Origin of the sequence: Novosphingobium sp. (assembly GCF_020852455.1) — a bacterium.
Lineage (GTDB): Bacteria > Pseudomonadota > Alphaproteobacteria > Sphingomonadales > Sphingomonadaceae > Novosphingobium.
On record NZ_JADZAT010000028.1, the window covers coordinates 327,532 to 344,324 of the forward strand.

Consider the following 16,793-nt stretch of genomic DNA (forward strand, 5'->3'; position numbering starts at 1 on the left):
ACGGGGAAAAATCTTGAGCCTTCGTCGCGACTTCTGCAGCCCTACCGCGTTAACTATCGCATCGGCGATGGCCGCTACCGCGGGCGTGGTGCTGCCCAGCCCCGCTTTCGCCCAGTCGGTTTCGGACGATGCCCTGGCCGACCTGCAGGTCCAGAAGGTTGGCGATTGCACCAACCTGACGATCACCTTCAACACCCGGGTCCAGTTGCAGGGTTACTTTCCGGATCTGGCCGGGCGCGAACTGCATGTGCGCGTCCAGCCGCTCGATTCCACCGCGATCGGGCTTGGTTCGGATTCGCTGCGCACGCCGGCCAGCGTGCCCGAACTGCGCTCGGTTTCCTATGAAGGCAGCAGCGCCGGCGGGCCGATCCTGTCGCTGTTCTTCACCCGCGACACTGCCTTCAAGGTTGAGGCTGGCGCACTGCCCACCCAGCTGGTGATCAGCCTGAGCGCCCCGGAAAAAGCCGGGACCTGCGCTGTTTCGAACCAGGCCTTGCCCGCCGGCGTCGGTGCTGGCGCCGGCCCGGGCCAGGGCGGCGCGGCCATGGCCCAGGCGCCCAGCGGGTCCTATGTCATCAACCTCAGCTCAACCCCGGGCGCAGTCCCGCCGGTTTCAGAAACACAGGCCCAGGCGCTGACCGGGCGGGTGCTCTACGAAACCCAGTTCGAACGCGATTCGCAGACCTGGCATCGGTTGCGGCTGGGCTTTTTCGACAGCCGCGAACAGGCGGATGCCGCGCGCAAGCAATTGCTGGGTGCCTATCCCGAAGCCTGGGTGGTGAAAATCACCCCGGCCGAACGCGAACAGGCGATCACCGCGCCGCTGGCACTGGCCGGACCGGCCACGGCCGCGCCGACCGCATCCGCCCCTCCGGTCGCCATGGTCGGCAGCGAAGCCGATGCCGCGGAAACCGCGCGGCTGATCGGTGAGGCCGAAGGTGCGATCAAGGACAACAATTCGGACCGGGCGATCCAGCTGCTGACCAACGCAGCGCAAAAGCCCGAGAATGCCAACACCGCGCGCGCGATCGAGCTGCTGGGGCTGGCGCGCGAAAAGAAGGGGCAGAACGCCCATGCCCGCGCTCAGTACGAAGAATACCTGCGCCGCTATCCCAGCGGCGAGGGGACTGACCGGGTACGCCAACGGTTGGCCGCGCTGGACGGCAGCGGCTCCGGCGGCGGCCCGCTGCGCCAGGCCAGCGGGATCGCTGCGGGCGGGGCCGGCAAGTGGAAGTGGGGCCTGCGCGGCAGTGTCTCGCAATTCTATTTCCGCGACCAGGGCCGCACCAGCACGCTGACCACTTCGTCCACCTTGGGTGACGAAGTTGACAATTCGGTCAACGTCAACCAGCTGCTGACCACCGGCGATGTGACCATTTCGGGCGGCAACGATCGCCGGATGTTCCAGATCCGCGCCGCCGGGTCCTATACCAAGAACTTCGGAACCAGCACCTCGATCACCACGATCGACAACGGCACCGAAACGCAGACCTTCCGGTCGAAGCCGGGCGGCGGGATCGGTTCGATCAGCGCGCTCTATTTCGATTACAGCGACAACGATCTCAACACCCAGCTGCGGATCGGGCGCCAGACCCGCAATTCGCAGGGCGTGCTGGGCCGGTTCGATGGCGCTCTGCTGGGCTTCCAGGCCAACCCGCACCTGCGCCTGAACGCCGTGGCCGGTTTCCCGGTGCTGTCATCGCGCCAGACCTATGTGAACACCGATCGCGCCTTTTACGGCGCCAGCGTCGATTTCGGGGCCAAGCGCAGCCCGGTGCAGTTCACGCTCTACTGGTTCGACCAGCATGCCAGGGGCGGGTTTATCGATCGCCGCTCGGTCGGGATCGAAAGCCGGCTGCTGAAGAAGAACTTCAACGCCTATGCGATGCTCGACTATGATGTGAAGTTCGGCCAGCTCAACCTGGGGCTGCTGACGCTGAACTACAATTTCCCCGATACCTCCAGCCTCAGCCTGACTGCGGACTATCGCCGTTCGCCATTGCTGACGACCACCAATGCCCTGATCGGCCAGTTCGATACGATCAACAGCGTGCCCTTCACCAGCCTGGCCGGACTGAAGCCGTTCTTCACCGATGACCAGATCTACCGCATGGCGCAGGATCGCACGCTGATCGCCAAGTCGCTGACCCTCACCTATTCGCGGCCGATCACCAGAAAGCTGCAGCTCAGCACCGACTTTACCCTGACCGATACCGGCGGCACGCCCGGTACTGCGGCAACGGCCGGCACGCCCGAGATTCAGGCCATGCCGGCGATCGGCAAGGAGTATTACTATGGGGTCCAGCTGATCGGGTCCGATCTGCTGATGGGCAGCGATATCTACATTCTGTCCGGCCGCTATGCCGATACCGCCACCGCGCGGATCTATACCGCTGATTTCAATGCCCGCCTGCCGATCACCAAATCGTTCCGCCTCAGCCCGCGCCTGCGCTATGGCTTTCGCGACAACAAGCCGGCAGGAGCGGTGGCCAATCCCGGCACCTTCAAACAGTTCCAGCCAACCGTGCGGCTTAACTATTATCCGATCAAGAACAGCGAGATCGAGATCGAATTCGGTGGTAACTTCACCCGGCAGACGATGTGGAATTCGACGACTTCGGCCTATGACCGGGTCAATGAAAAGGGCTGGGTGCTCAGCGCCGGCTATCGTCTGGACTTCTGAGCGTTCGGACCTGGGAATGGAGTTGACGTTTGATTGCTGAAGCCGGGCTGGCCGCCCTCTGGCTCGCCGCCGTAATGGCCTTGCTGCAACTGGTGCTGGGCGCCCTGGCGGTGGGCCGCAAGCAGTTGTCGCTGGCCGGGGCCATGGTTCCGGTCACGCTGGTCCAGGCCGGGCTGGTCAGCTTTGCCTTTGCCTGTCTGATCGCGGTCTTTGCCCGTTCGGACATGACCGTGCTGCTGGTCGCCGCCAACAGCCATTCGGCCAAGCCGATGATCTACAAGATTGCCGGCACCTGGGGGAACCACGAAGGCTCGATGCTGCTGTGGGTGACGATCCTGGGGCTGTCGGGCGCCACGATCGCGCTGTTTGAACGCAAGCTGCGGATCGATACCAAGCTGGCGACCCTGGCCGCGCAGGCGGCGATCGCGCTGGGCTTTTACGCCTTCCTGCTGTTCGCTTCGAACCCCTTCGCGCGGATCTCGGGCGTGATCGAGGGGGCCGGGCTCAATCCGCTGCTGCAGGATCCCGGTCTCGCCTTTCATCCGCCCACGCTTTACGCCGGTTATGTCGGCATGTCGGCGGCCTTCTCGTTCGCGGTGGGGGCATTGCTGACCCGCAATGTCAGTCCCGATTTTGCCCGCGCGATGCGGCCCTGGATTCTGGGTGCGTGGATCTTCCTGACCGTGGGGATCACCGCCGGCTCCTATTGGGCCTATTACACGCTGGGCTGGGGCGGCTGGTGGTTCTGGGACCCGGTCGAAAACGCCAGCCTGATGCCCTGGCTGGCGGCCACCGCGCTGCTCCATTCGGTCACCGTGCTGGCCACCCGCGACGGCCTGCGCGCCTGGACGATCATGCTTTCGGTGCTGGCCTTCTCGATGTCGATGGTCGGGACCTTCCTGGTCCGCTCGGGGATCCTCACCTCGGTCCATTCCTTCGCGGTCGATCCCGATCGCGGGCTGTTCATCCTGGCGCTGCTGGCGATCTACATCGCCGGGGCGCTGGCGTTGTTCGCGGCACGGGTCGGCACTGTGCTGGAAGGCAACCGGTTCGACCTGTTCAGCCGCGAGGCCGCGCTGGTGGTCAACAACCTGATCCTGACCGTGATCCTGGTGATCGTCATGGCCGGGACGCTCTATCCGCTGATCCTCGAAGCGGCGACCGGGGCAAAGATTTCGGTCGGGGCGCCCTATTTCAATGCGGCGGCGGGTCCGCTGGCGCTGATCCTGATGCTGCTGATCGGTGCCGGGCCGCTGCTGCGCTGGCGCAAGGACCTGCCGAAGGCGCTGCTTGACCGGATGGCGCCCGCGCTGCTGGCCGGGGCCGCCGCGCTGCTGCTGCTCGCGGCCTTTGCCGGGCGGATCGGCGTGCTGCCGCTGCTGGGGCTGGTCGCCGCTGCGGTGGTGGGCGTCGCCAGCCTTGCGCCGCTGTGGAAGCGCGATCTCAAGCGCGCGCCGCTGTTCACCTGGGGCATGGTGATCGCCCACCTGGGCTGCGCGGTCAGCATGGCGGGGATGGCCTGCGATGCCGCCTTCATCAAGGAAAGCATGGTCGCGATGGCCACAAATGAAACGCGCCCGATCGGCCCGTTCGAGGTGACCCTGCTGGGGGTGCGCGAAAAGCCGGGGCCAAATTACCAGGCGCTGGAGGCCGTACTTTCGGTGCGCCGCGCCGGTGGGGGCGAACCGTTCGAAATGCTGCCCCAGCTCCATGCCTTCAGCGATCCACAGATGACCACCAACCAGGCCGCGATCAAGACCTTCTGGAACGGCCAGCTCTATCTGGTCCTGGGTGAAAATTCGGACGGGCAGAACTTCCTGATGCGGCTGTGGTGGAAACCCTTCGTGACCCTGATCTGGCTGGGCGGGATCCTGATCGCGCTGGGCGGCGTGCTGGCGCTGCTGGGCCGGGTCAAGCGCGATGTCTGGAACAATCGCTGGCCCTGGCAGGCCGCGATTGGCGCGGAGGTTCGGTCATGAACCGCAAGGTGCTGTTGTGGGCCCCCTTCGTGCTGGTGGTGGCACTGTTTGGTGCCTTCTTTGTGGGGCTCAGGAACCCTGATGATCGCGTGATCGCCTCGCAGATGGTCGGCAAGCCGCTGCCCGAATTCAGTGCTGCGGCGGTGATGCCTGGCCAGCCGGGAACCGCCAGCAGCGACTACCGCGACGGCAAGCCGCGGATGATCAACATCTTCGCGTCATGGTGCGTGCCCTGCGCCGCCGAGGCCCCGATGCTGGCCCAGCTCAAGGCCGCCGGCGCCCAGATCGATGGCATCGCCGTCCACGATGCGCCCGAACCGCTGGCCAAGTTCCTGGCCCAGAACGGAAATCCGTTCAGCCGGATCGGCCTTGACCCCGAAGGCCGCGCACAGATCGCGTTCGGATCGGCCGGGGTGCCGGAAACCTTCGTGGTCGATGGCCAGGGCAAGATCATCTATCAGCACATTGGGATCGTCGAACCCAAGGACGTGCCGATGCTGCTCAACCTGCTGGGGATCAAGCCATGAAGCCTTCAGCCCTGCTCGCCGCTGTCGCTCTGGCCCTTGCCGCGCCCGCGTTCGCCCAGGATCTCGCCGAAATCTCGCTGGCCGATCCCAGGCAGGAAGCCCAGGCCGTGGCCCTGATGGATTCGATTCGCTGCGTGGTCTGCCAGGGCCAGCCGGTTTCGGGCAGCAATGCCAGCCTGGCGGGCGACATGCGCCGCCTGATCCGCGAGCGGATCGCCGCCGGCGACAAGCCCGAGGATGTCCGCGCGATGCTGGTTTCGAAATACGGTGACTGGGTCAGCTTCAAGCCGGTGGTCAAACCCGCCACCCTGCCGCTGTGGATCGTGCCGCTGCTGGCGCTGCTGGGCGGCGTCTGGCTGGTGTCGCGCCGGGTCAGGCTGGGGCGCGGCTGATGGGCTGGGCGATAACCCTGGCGCTGGCCCTGCTCAGCTGGCTTGCGCTCTACCTGTCGCGCCGCTGTTCGCGTCAGGCGCTCGAACTCGCCGCTGCGGCGATCCTGATCGCGCTGGCCGGCTATGCCTGGCAAGGCCACCCTGACATGGCCGGTCGCCCCGTCACCAACGCGCGCGCAATCCCGCAGGCGCAGTGAAGTCTGGGGTGCCGAGCCCAGGCAGGCACGGCCTGCACAGCTGAAATTCACCAGCCATTGCCGGGCAAAGGCAAGGTCACACTTGGCGGTGGACAAGGCGGCTCGGGCGTGACTAAGCTGATGGCAATGCCCGTCACCTTAGCTCCAACACAGGCACTGCGATCTAAGGTTGTCGACGCAGCGGGTTGTGATGAACTGCTGTTGCAGGACTTGTTCGCACTCTTTTCGCGATACTATGCCGACGTCGATCTGGCCCGTTTTTCAGCCGATCTTCGTGCGAAGGACTTCATCCTGCTGCTCGAGCATTCGGGCCGCGTGGTCGGTTTCACTACCGCCAGGCTGTTCCCGTTCGATTGGCGCGGCGAGACGATCTCGGTGCTGTTCTCGGGCGATACGATCGTCGACCATGCGTTTTGGGGAGAGCAGGAGCTGGCCCAGGCCTGGCTTACCCAGGTGGGCCGGCTGGCGCGATCGGCGCCGGGCCGGCGGATGGTCTGGCTGCTGATTGCCAAAGGTCACCGAACCTACCGCTACCTGCCGGTCTTCGCCCGGCACTATGTTCCCCGGCCGGGCCAGCCCGAAGCAAGTGAACTGACCAGGTTGCGGGATGCGATTGCCACGGCGATGTTTGGTGAACAGTTTGACCGAAACAGCGGCGTGATCCGCTTTGCCGAACCGCAAGGCCGGCTGGCAGGCCCGTGGGTAGAGCCCACCGCGCGTGAGCTCAGGATTCCCGCAGTGGCCGAATTCATGGCTGCCAATCCCGGCTTCCGCCGCGGCGACGAACTGGCTTGCCTGTGCGAGCTTGGGCCGGAAAACATGCGCGAACGGGCCCGCCGCTGGTATCAGGACGGCCATGACGGGGGCTGACTGGGCGCCCTTCACAGCCGCCTGCTCGCGCGCGGCGGCGCGCTTTGCGCTGGCGCTGACGAATGCCGTGCAGCACCAGCGCGAGCTGCTTGCCAGCATCGTTTCGACCAACGCCGATTGTGCCTTCGGGCGGGAACACGACTTTGCCGCGATCACCGATTTCGAAGCCTATTGCCGGCAGGTTCCGGTGCGCGGCCATTCCGGCTTTGCCCCGCGGATTGCGCGCATGGCAGGCGGCGAAGCCGATTGCCTGACGTCCGAGCTGGTGATCGCGTTCGAGGAGACCGGGGGCACTGGCGGGGCCAAGCTGGTGCCCTATACCGCAGCGGGGCTCGACGGGTTCCGGCGGGCCGTGCTGCCGTGGCTGGGTGACCTGATCGCGCGCCGGCCCGCGCTGGCCAGGGGCCGCGCCTATCTTACGATCAGTCCGGCGACCCGGGCCCGGCAAGTCACCCCGGGCGGGCTGGCGATCGGGCTCGATTCAGACGCCGCCTATCTTGGTGCTGACCTGGCCCCGGCGCTGGCCGCGCTGCTGGCTGTGCCACCGACGCTGGGCCAGTTGCGCGATCCGGGGCAATGGCAGGTAGAGACCCTTGCCGCGCTGATCGCTGCGCCTGATCTGTCGTTCGTTTCACTGTGGAGCCCGACCTTCCTGCTCGCGCTGCTCGGCTCGCTCGAAGGCCATGCCGAGGCGGTGCTCGCGCGGCTTTCCCCGGCAGAGCGCCGCCGTCTGCAAGCGGCGATGGCCGGGGCCGATCTCGACACCGAACGGCTGTGGCCCGCGCTCGATTGCATCTCGTGCTGGTGCGACGGAATCTCGGCCGGCTATGCCCGGCGGCTGCAGGCCCAGTTCCCGCACGCCGCGATCGAGCCCAAAGGCCTGCTGGCAACCGAAGCCGCCGTAACCGTACCCTGGGGACCGGGCGGCGCCTGCGTTCCCGCAGTCGATAGCTGCCTGATCGAATTCCACGATGCCGCCGGCACTCCGCATCTGTGCGACACCTTGCAGCAAGGCGAAGCCTATCGGATCGTCGTCAGCACCCGGAGCGGGCTCTACCGCTACGATCTGGGTGACCTGGTCGAATGTGTCGGCCACCGGGGGACAGTGCCGCTGCTGCGGTTCATTGGACGCGCCGGGGTCAACAGCGATCTGGTCGGCGAGAAGCTTGACGATGGCTTTGTCGGCGAGGCGCTGGCCGCGCTGGCCGGACCGGCGGTGCTGGCCGCACGAGCCGATCCGGCCGGCTATGTGCTGGTGATGGAGACGCCCGAACCCGGGGCGCTGAATCGCGTCGAAGCCGCGCTGGCACGCAACCCGCACTATGCCCATGCCCGGCGGATGGGCCAGCTGGCACCGCTCGGGCTGGTCCGGCGCGCGGATCTTTCTGTGCAATTGACGCACCGCGGGATTGCACAGGGCCGCCGGCTGGGCGATCTGAAGCCCCTGGCCCTGCTGCCCCTGGGCAGCGGCTCTGAGGAGTGGCTGTTGCCGTGAAGATTGCGCTGCTTTCGCCCAAAGGGCCGCTTTACCGCAATCGGGGCGGCATTTTCCGCAAGTCCTTGCGGTATCAGCCGCTGACCCTGACCACGCTTGCCGCGCTGGTCCCCTCCGAACTCGATCCCGAATTCGTCCTTTACGATGAAGGCACCGGCGATATCCCGCTTGATCTTGAAGCGGACATTGTCGGCATCACGGTGATTACCGGCAGTTCCACGCGGGCCTATGAAATTGCCGACGAACTGCGCCGCCGCGGGCGCACTGTCGTGCTTGGCGGGCCGCACGTCACCCTGATGCCCGACGAGGCCCAGCAGCATGCCGATGCGATCTGCGTCGGCTATGCCGAGGAAAGCTGGCCGCAGCTGCTGCGCGATTTCGCGCGGGGGCAGATGCAGCCGCGTTACCAGCAGGCCGCCAATTTCCAGCTGACCAACCTGCCATTCGCGCGGCGCGAGCTGCTCGATGGCCGCAACTACCTGACCCAGGCGGTGTTCGAAGCGACGCGGGCCTGTGCGCACAATTGCGAATTCTGCGTTGCGCCCAGCGCCTGGGGGCGCAAGCAATTCCAGAAACCGGTAGCGCATGTGGTGGAGGACATTCGCCGGGTCGGCAGCCGCAAGATCCTGTTCATCGACCTCAACCTGGTATCCGATCCGGCCTATGCCCGCGAATTGTTTACCGCGCTGATCCCGCTGAAAGTGCGCTGGTTCGGTCTTTCCACCAGCCTGATCGGGCGCGATCCGGCGCTGATGGACCTGATGGCGCAAAGCGGCTGCACCGGCCTGCTGATCGGGTTTGAATCGATTTCACGCGCCGGGCTGGGTTCGATCGACAAGCGCTTCAACGATCCGAACCTTTATGCCGAACTGGTCCGCGATCTGCACAAGCGCGGGATCACGATTCAGGGCTGCTTCGTGTTCGGCAACGATGCCGATACCGAGGACACCTTCGATGCCACTGCCGATTTCGTGATCCGCAGCCAGATCGACCTGCCCCGCTTCGCGATCCTGACGCCCTTTCCCGGCACGCCGATCCACACACGGTTTGAACGCGAAGGCCGGATCCTGACCCGCGACTGGGAGCTTTACGATGGCCAGCACGTGGTGTTCCGCCCGCTTGGCATGACACCGGCAGCGCTGCTTGCCGGACACGAGCGCGCGTGGAAAGCGGTCTATGGTTGGAAGCCGATCCTGTCGCGGCTGCGCCATGCCCGCGGGCAGATCCCGCTCTCGCTGGCGGCCAACCTTGGCTACCGGTTCTACGCCCACCACCTTCACACCCATTACACCTGCGATTGGCCGCATGCCGCCGACGAAGGTGAGCCGCTGCCGGCATGACCATGCGCCTGACCCTTGTCCATCCGGCGATCGGACGACGCCCGGGGCAAAGCTATATCCGCTCATGGCAGATGGAGAGCCTGCCGATCGCCGCACTGGCCGGGCTGACCCCGCCCGATGTCGAGATCGCCTTTTACGACGACCGGATGGAGCCGATCGATTTCGACCGCCCGGCCGATCTGGTCGCGATTCCGGTTGAAACCTACACCGCCCGGCGCGCCTACCAGATTGCCAGCGAGTTTCGCCGCCGCAAGGTGCCGGTGGTGATGGGCGGGTTCCACGCCACGCTGGCACCCGACGAGGTGGCACGATACGCCGAGGCGGTGGTGATCGGCGAGGCCGAAGGGGTCTGGCCGCAAGTGATCGAGGACGCCCGGTCCGGGCGGCTCAAACCGCGCTACCGGGCGGATGCCCAGCCCTGTCTGTCGGAAATCCGCTATGACCGCCGGGTCTTCGCCGGCAAGCGCTACCTGCCGATCCGCCTGGTCGAAACCGGTCGCGGCTGCCGCTTCCCGTGCGAATTCTGCGCGATCCAGAGCTTCTTTGACCGGACCAGCCGGCGGCGGCCGATCGGCGCGCTGATCGAGGAGCTCAAGGCGCTGAAGGACGGCACCAAGATGTTCTTCTTCGTCGATGACAACTTCGCCGCCGACATTGGCTCAACCGGAGAATTCGCCGACGCAATCGCCCCCCTGGGGATCCGCTGGATCACCCAGATGAGCATCAACGCCGCGCACGACGAGGCCTTGCTGGCGCGGCTCAGCAGGGCCGGCTGCGCAGGTGTGCTGATCGGGTTCGAAAGCCTGGATGAAGCCGTGCTGCGGCAGATGCGCAAGAATTTCAACCGGATGAAGGGCGGATATGGCGATGCCCTGGCCAACCTTCGCCGCGCCAATATCCGGGTCTATGGCACGTTCGTGTTCGGCTATGGCGAGACCCGGCCCGAAGCCTATCTGGAGGCGGCCGAATTCGCGATCGATCAGGGGTTCTATATCGCCGCCTTCAATCATCTGACCCCGTTCCCCGGCACGCCGCTCTATCGCCGGCTGGAGCAGGAAGGGCGGCTGCTGTACGATGCCTGGTGGCTGGATCCGCGCTATCGCTACAACGACCTGCCGTTCCGCCCGGACGATGGCGATGCCGCAGCGGTTCGCGAAGGATGCCTGGCGGCCCGGCGGCGGTTCTATGGCCTGCGCAGCATTGTCAAACGCTTCGCCGACCCGCTCAACCGCGGCGAGCGCGTGCTGGCCCGCAATTTTCTGCCGATCAACTGGATGCACCACGCCGAACTGTCGGTTCGCGACGGATTCCCGCTGGGCGATCCGGCGTGGCAGGGTGAGTTGCTGGAGGTCGGTTAGACCGTGGCGATAACTTTCGCCGTAGCTGGCCCTGCCGACGAAGCCGATATCCGGCGCCTGCTGCGCGAAAATCCGCTGGGTGGCGGCTGGGAGATCTCGCTTGAGCGCGAGCCGGACGGGCTTGGCGGACCACATCTGCCCGGCGAGCGGTGTACGGTGGTGATCGCCCGAGACAGCGCCGATGGCACGGCAGTGGGCCTGTGCGAACGGCTGGTGCGGCCGGCCTGGATCGCAGGCCAGAAGCGCCTGCTGCCCTATCTTGGCGCCTTGCGGATCGCGCGCAGCCACCGCCACCGGATCGCGATCCTGCGTGGCGGTTTCCAGACGCTGCGCGACCATGCCGAGCGCGCGGATGAATGCCCCTTCGCGCTGACTTCGATCGCGGCCGACAATGGCCCGGCCCAACGCCTGCTGACTGCGGGTCTCAAGGGATTTCCGCGCTATCGCCCGATCGGCTCGCTGGCGACACTGATGTTCCGCGCAAGGGCATGCCCGGCCGACCCTGACATCTTCGAAGCCGGTCCCGAGGACCTGCCGGAGATCAGCGCCTTTCTGGCCCGGGAAGGCGCCCGGCGCCAGTTCGCCCCGACCTGGGACGAGATCGCGGGCGAAGGCCTGCCCGGGCTGTCGTTCCTGGCACTGCGCCGCGCCGGCGCGGTGGTCGGCACGATCGGGGTCTGGGACCAGAGCCAGTGGCGCCAGGTGGTGGTTCGCGGCCTGCCGCCGCTCGCACGCGGGTTGCGCGGCGGTTTCAATCTGGTCGCCCCGCTGCTGGCCATGCCGGCAATACCGGGGGTGGGCGAACGGATCGAGCAGGCCTTCATGCCCGCACTGGCAGCCAGCGGCGACGATCCCGCGCTGGCCCTGCGGCTGGTCCGCGCAGCGCTTTCACAGGCAGCCAGTCGCGGATTGCGGGTCGGCACCCTGGGCCTGCCGGTCGAGCATCCCTGGCGGGCGGTTCTAAAACGCCGGGTCCGGGCAATCGAATACCTGACCGATCTTTATGCGGTTCATTGGCCCGAAGTCGATCCGCAGTTTGAGCCACGCGAAATACGTCCGGTCTTTCCAGACGTTTCCTTGCTTTAGATTTGACAGATCGGTGTGGACGATGACTTATTCGATGGGATCATCAAGTTGGAGGGTGGAATGAAACGGATCTTGGCTACGGTCGCACTTGTCATGGCCCAACCCCTGCTGGCCCAGGCGCCGGCCGCACCTGTTGCGGCACCAGCGGCGGCGGCTGCACAGGATCAGGCCCATCAGGAATTGCGCGCAACGAAGGACCGGCTGGTCGCTGCGCTCAATGCCAAGAATGTTGACGCCCTGTTGGCCGAACTTGATGGAGACGTGCGCCTGACCACGATGGATTCGGTCCTGTCCAGGGGACCCGACGGGGTGAAGGGCTATTACCAGAAGATGATGGTCGGTTCGGCCAAGCTGGTTGAGGACATGTCGATCAAGGCCGATCCCGATGAACTCTCGATCCTCTATGCCGACAACCGGCTCGCGCTGACCACCGGCACCGCGCTGGTCCACTTCCGTCTCGCCACCGGCAAGGAAATGGACGTTCCGCTGCGCTGGACCGCAACCAGCGTCAATCGCGACGGCAAGTGGAAGATCGCCTCGGCCCAGTTCGGTGCCGACATGTTCGACAACCCGGTGCTCAATGCATCGCAAGGCCTGACCAAGTACCTTGCCGGCGGCGCGGGACTGCTGGGTCTGCTCGCGGGTTGGCTGCTGGGACGGCGCAAGCGCACCGCATGAACGATCTTGGGCCAGTCCTGCCGGCAAACTGGTACCTGCTTGGGCTGGCGCGTGACCTTGCGGCGGGAGCCATCATATCCGGCACTATCGGCGATCGTGACCTGGTGCTCTATCGCGGGCGCCAGGGCGGCGCTCCGGTCGCCCTGGCGGCGCATTGTGCGCACATGGGGTGCCATCTTGGTGGCGGTGTGGTGCAGGGCGAGGCACTGCGCTGTCCGCTGCACTATCGCCTGATCGGGCCGGACGGACGCTTTGCCGGCGGCAAGGACAGGCCGCTGCAGCAGCCCAGCTATCCGCTCCGTGAATTCATGGGCGGGCTGTTCGTCTATCTTGGCGACCCCGCAACCGCGCCCGATCTCGACCAGTTCGGCATCGCCGGCAATGCGGTGTGTTATGCCGGCGAACACGACTTTCCGATCCCCTGGCAATGGCTGGTCGCCAACGGGCTCGACATCGAGCACCTCGCCGCTGTCCACGATCGCCAGCTGCTTGATCCGCCAAGCCTGGAAATCCAGGGCAGCGATCAGCTGACGGTCCGCTATCGCACCCGCCCGCAAAAGGCTGGAATCAGCGACCTGATCATGGCCCGCCTGGCGAAAGACGGGGTGCACGGGACGATCAGGACCCTGCGCGGCAGCATGATCCTGGTCGAAACCCGGGTCGGCCAGCGCCAGACCTTCATCCTGATGTCGTTCTGCCCGCAGGGATCGGGCGGCACCCGGATCAGGGGGCTGGTCGGGGTGCGCGGGCCCGATACCGTGCTGAACCGCATCTACGCCAGAATCGCGCGGACCTTGTTCAAATCGTTTCTCTACAAGGATCTTGGCGTGCTCGAACGGATCGCATGGCATGGTCCGACGCAGGTTGATGGTCTGGGCGATGAATTCATGCAGCAGATCTGCGCCTTCTTCCGCAGCCTTCCACATGCCTGAGCTGGCCGCAGCCGGTCACCAGGCGGACGCGGGCGCCAAGGCCCGCGCGCACCAGAACTGGGCGATCCTGGCCGGTGCAGCCACGCTCAACGCTGCGCTGTTGTGGCTTGCCTCGCACGCGTCCTCGGCGCTTGGTCTGATTGCAGCTGCAACGCTGTTCGCCTTTACAAACAACACGCTGTTTGCGCTGATGCACGAGGCGGTGCACGGCAATTTCGATCCGCGCCAAAGCCGCAACGATCTGGGCGGATCAATCGCCGCGGCGTTTTTTCCGACCGCATTCACGCTTCAACGCTCCGCCCACTTGACCCATCACCGCAACAATCGCAGCGAGCTGGAGCGGTTCGACTATATCGGCCCGGATGAGGCAATCCCGCTGAAGACCGCGCAATGGTTCTCGATCCTGACCGGACTCTATTGGGCCGGCATCCCGCTGTTCCTGGTGTTCTACACGCTGTTTGCCGAGCTGGTCCCGTGGCGCCGGCTGAACGCGGAGCATGGCGGCTTCTCGAAGCAGACCAGCGCGGGTGAATTCCTCGAAAGCCTGATGCGCCTGCCGCTGCGGCGCGTGCGCGCCGAATTTCTTGCGAGCGTTGCCTTGCAAGCCGCCCTGTTCATCGCTCTCGATCTCAGTCTGGCCGGCTGGGCCGCCTGCTATGCAGCTTTCGCACTGGCGTGGAGCTCGCTGCAATATGCCGATCACGCGTTTTCGCGGCTCGACCGGGTCGAGGGCGCGTGGAATCTGGTGGTCGGCGGGTTCACCCGCCGGATGTTCCTCAACTATCACTGCCACCTTGAACACCACCGCGACCAGGACTGTCCGTGGCAGGCCCTGCCTTCACGCATGCAATCCACCCGCAACCCTCCGCGCCGGTTCCTTTCGATATTGCTGCTGATGTGGCAGGGGCCACGCCTGCTGCCCGGATCACACCAGGGCGCACCACGCGAACGGCTGCTGGCACGCTGCGTGATTGCGGCGCACGTGGCAATTTTCGGCGTGGTGTTCAGCCTGGTCTACGGACTCTCGAGCATCGACTTCGTCTCGCGCCAGGTTCGCTATGATCTTTCCTTGCCGATCGATGCCCTGGCACCGTTCGTGCCCGCCAGTGCCGCCATCTACCTGACGATCACGCCACTGTTGCTGATTGCCGCGCTTGTGCAGCAGGAACCGAGGCGCACCCTGCCGCTGCTGGGTGCGCTGGTCTTTCAGGTGGTGATTGCCGGCCTGTGCTTCATCCTGTTTCCGGTTGTGCCGCCAAGCCCGCCGCCGGTGCCAGCGGGCACGATCACCGCACAGCTCTATGCGCTGGCGGATTCGGTCAACCTGATCGGCAACTGCATGCCCTCGCTGCATGTCGCGCTTGCGCTGTCCTGCGCCTGGGCGGCCGGAAGCATGGTGCGCCCGCTGTGGTCGGCAGTGATCTGGATCTGGGCACTGGCAATCTGTCTTTCGACCTGGTTGACCTGGCAGCACTGGCTGCTTGATATTGCCGGCGGAGCGCTGCTCGCATGGATCGGCATGGGACTGGTCGGGCCGTGGCTGACCCGTGCGCGTGATCGGATCGAGGCCGAGCTTATCGGCCCGGCTGAAGTGTCCGGGTAAAGAAGTCCACCGCATCGTCACGTACCGTATCGAAATGGCCGGTACAGCAGTGATCGCCCCCGGGGATGATCCTCAGGCTGGCTTCGCGCGGGTGGCCAGCCTCCAGCAGCCGTTCCAGCAGCCACTGCTTGTCGGCGGTATCGACAACGCGGTCACGTTCGCCGTGGAGGATCCGGACATGCGCTGTCATCCGGCCCAGCAGTGCCGGGTCCTCGATGTTGTTCTGGCCCAGCACCGCCGCGACATCGGCATCGGTTCGCGCCCCGGTGACCTGGCACAGGCGGGTCTTGATCAGGAACGGCAGCTTGGGGAACTTGCGGGTGTGGAGCGGCGCGCCGAGATCAAAGATCGCCCGCACCCGGGGATCGCCGGACGCCGCGTCGATACACCACATCCCCCCGATGCTGATGCCCAGGAAGCCAACCCGCGATCCGTCAACTCCATCCTCGTTCGCAGCCGCATCAATCGCGGCATTAAGAAAACGGGGGAAGTCCGCAGTCCAGGCAATCCCATCCAGCATCAGTGCTTCGCCCTGACCCGGGCCATCGCAAACCAGCGTTGAAAATCCTGCCGCGTGCAGCGCCAGTTCGGTCGCCAGGTGCTCTTCCTTGCAGCCGTCAATACCGTGGACCAGGATGACCAGCGGGGCCTTGTGCGACTGGCGGTGCAGATTGGCGTAGGTCACCTGTCCGGCCCATGCGATCCCGATCCGTTTGAACGCGGCGCCGAACGCCAGCGTCTCGGCTTCGAAATAATAGTCACGGGCCTTGCGGTAGAGACCGCGACGCTGATCGTTGAGCGGCAGGCACCCCCACTGCGCCATGTGGAACAGGTAGGACAGCTGCCGCAGCTCCGCCACCAGCGCCGCGGGTTCCAGCTGATCGCGCCGGGCGAGGAATTGCTGTTCCTTGCGTCCGACCACTGCCTGGGCCGTCCCGGCCCAGTTGTCGATCGTCCCCACTTCGTCGAGGAATTCGAAAATGACCTCCGGTTCAACGCCGGAAGCCAGCCAGCGGTTCCAGAACGGCTGCGTGATCCGCTTGAGCCCGACCACCGCCGACAACGACCGGACCGTCTTGCTGAACACATGGTCGAAAAGCGTGTAGGCTTCGGTATCCGAAATATTCTTCATGACCGGATCATTGCAGCAAATCCGGCCCGGTTCAAACGAAGCGCGGCCGGACCTGCACAGGTCCAGGGGTTTTCGGGATGTCGTGGGAGGGTGAAGGGAATCGAACCCTCGTCGTAAGCTTGGGAAGCTTACAGGTCTAAATCGGTAACCGTTGTAAATCCTGCGAAAACTCGGTTCGAACAACGCGATTTTACAATTCGTTTTTGCACTTGCTTGGCGAAACGCCGTCGGTCTGGCCAGGGGTAAAGAATGGAGCGGGTAAGGGGAATCGAACCCCTCTAGCCAGCTTGGGAAGCTGGTGCATTACCACTATGCTATACCCGCTTAGGCAGCCGTGGCTTGGGGCGCCCTTCACAACATTGCGCGAGATTCGTCAATCGATTTGGCAGGATGATTGACGTGCTCCCCTGAAATGTGACCGCTTTTTGGTAGAGTCTGACGCAAGGAGTCGGACGATATGAAGCGAAGCAGGTTCAACGAAGAGCAGATCATTGCGATTTTGAAGGAGCAGGAAGCGGGCA

General features: G+C 65.2%; 14 protein-coding genes and 1 tRNA gene. 13 read left to right on the forward strand and 2 right to left on the reverse strand.

Annotated elements, in window-relative coordinates; translation table 11 throughout:
- The first annotated feature begins 67 nt into the window (after nucleotides 1-67).
- The 13 genes from IT549_RS13485 to IT549_RS13545 all read left to right on the forward strand — a co-directional run bounded on the left by IT549_RS13485 (nucleotide 68) and on the right by IT549_RS13545 (nucleotide 15,140).
- A complete protein-coding gene (locus IT549_RS13485; protein WP_292974033.1) occupies nucleotides 68-2,683 on the forward strand; it encodes an SPOR domain-containing protein in 2,616 nt (871 codons plus the stop codon).
- 29 nt (nucleotides 2,684-2,712) lie between these two features.
- On the forward strand, nucleotides 2,713-4,662 hold the full coding sequence (locus IT549_RS13490) for a heme lyase CcmF/NrfE family subunit (RefSeq protein WP_292974035.1): 1,950 nt from the start codon (nucleotides 2,713-2,715) through the stop codon (nucleotides 4,660-4,662).
- Nucleotides 4,659-5,189, forward strand: coding sequence for a redoxin family protein (locus IT549_RS13495; RefSeq protein WP_292974037.1), 531 nt, complete (start codon nucleotides 4,659-4,661; stop codon nucleotides 5,187-5,189). The genes IT549_RS13490 and IT549_RS13495 overlap by 4 nt, the downstream gene beginning before the upstream one ends.
- Nucleotides 5,186-5,581: a cytochrome c-type biogenesis protein gene (locus IT549_RS13500; RefSeq protein ID WP_292974039.1), complete on the forward strand. Its 396-nt coding sequence runs from the start codon at nucleotides 5,186-5,188 to the stop codon at nucleotides 5,579-5,581. The genes IT549_RS13495 and IT549_RS13500 overlap by 4 nt, the downstream gene beginning before the upstream one ends.
- Nucleotides 5,581-5,778: a hypothetical protein gene (locus IT549_RS13505; protein ID WP_292974041.1), complete on the forward strand. Its 198-nt coding sequence runs from the start codon at nucleotides 5,581-5,583 to the stop codon at nucleotides 5,776-5,778. The genes IT549_RS13500 and IT549_RS13505 overlap by 1 nt, the downstream gene beginning before the upstream one ends.
- 210 nt (nucleotides 5,779-5,988) lie before the next feature.
- Complete coding sequence (locus IT549_RS13510; protein WP_292974043.1) at nucleotides 5,989-6,648, forward strand: hypothetical protein; 660 nt, start codon at nucleotides 5,989-5,991, stop codon at nucleotides 6,646-6,648.
- On the forward strand, nucleotides 6,635-8,143 hold the full coding sequence (locus tag IT549_RS13515) for a GH3 auxin-responsive promoter family protein (protein WP_292974045.1): 1,509 nt from the start codon (nucleotides 6,635-6,637) through the stop codon (nucleotides 8,141-8,143). Before IT549_RS13510 ends, IT549_RS13515 begins: the two co-directional genes overlap by 14 nt.
- Nucleotides 8,140-9,483 (forward strand): radical SAM protein, encoded by a 1,344-nt coding sequence (locus IT549_RS13520; protein ID WP_292974047.1) that lies wholly within the window; start codon nucleotides 8,140-8,142, stop codon nucleotides 9,481-9,483. Before IT549_RS13515 ends, IT549_RS13520 begins: the two co-directional genes overlap by 4 nt.
- 2 nt (nucleotides 9,484-9,485) lie before the next feature.
- Nucleotides 9,486-10,841 carry a radical SAM protein gene (locus IT549_RS13525; RefSeq protein WP_292974049.1) on the forward strand — a complete coding sequence of 452 codons (1,356 nt, stop codon included), beginning with the start codon at nucleotides 9,486-9,488 and terminating at the stop codon, nucleotides 10,839-10,841.
- A 3-nt stretch (nucleotides 10,842-10,844) separates the two neighbouring features.
- Complete coding sequence (locus tag IT549_RS13530; RefSeq protein WP_292974051.1) at nucleotides 10,845-11,927, forward strand: hypothetical protein; 1,083 nt, start codon at nucleotides 10,845-10,847, stop codon at nucleotides 11,925-11,927.
- Nucleotides 11,928-12,020: 93 nt separating this feature from the next.
- Nucleotides 12,021-12,605, forward strand: a complete 585-nt coding sequence (locus IT549_RS13535; protein WP_292974053.1) for a nuclear transport factor 2 family protein — start codon at nucleotides 12,021-12,023, stop codon at nucleotides 12,603-12,605.
- The gene (locus IT549_RS13540; protein WP_292974055.1) at nucleotides 12,602-13,537 is read left to right on the forward strand and encodes a Rieske 2Fe-2S domain-containing protein; all 936 of its coding nucleotides are present in this window, start codon (nucleotides 12,602-12,604) and stop codon (nucleotides 13,535-13,537) included. The genes IT549_RS13535 and IT549_RS13540 overlap by 4 nt, the downstream gene beginning before the upstream one ends.
- The gene (locus IT549_RS13545) at nucleotides 13,530-15,140 is read left to right on the forward strand and encodes a fatty acid desaturase (protein ID WP_292974057.1); all 1,611 of its coding nucleotides are present in this window, start codon (nucleotides 13,530-13,532) and stop codon (nucleotides 15,138-15,140) included. The genes IT549_RS13540 and IT549_RS13545 overlap by 8 nt, the downstream gene beginning before the upstream one ends.
- On the opposite strand, the gene IT549_RS13550 is transcribed toward IT549_RS13545, so the two are convergent.
- The gene (locus IT549_RS13550; RefSeq protein ID WP_292974059.1) at nucleotides 15,112-16,272 is read right to left on the reverse strand and encodes an alpha/beta fold hydrolase; all 1,161 of its coding nucleotides are present in this window, start codon (nucleotides 16,270-16,272) and stop codon (nucleotides 15,112-15,114) included. The genes IT549_RS13545 and IT549_RS13550 overlap by 29 nt on opposite strands.
- A gap of 250 nt (nucleotides 16,273-16,522) precedes the next feature.
- Nucleotides 16,523-16,596, reverse strand: a tRNA-Gly gene (locus tag IT549_RS13555).
- Nucleotides 16,597-16,793: the final 197 nt, after the last annotated feature.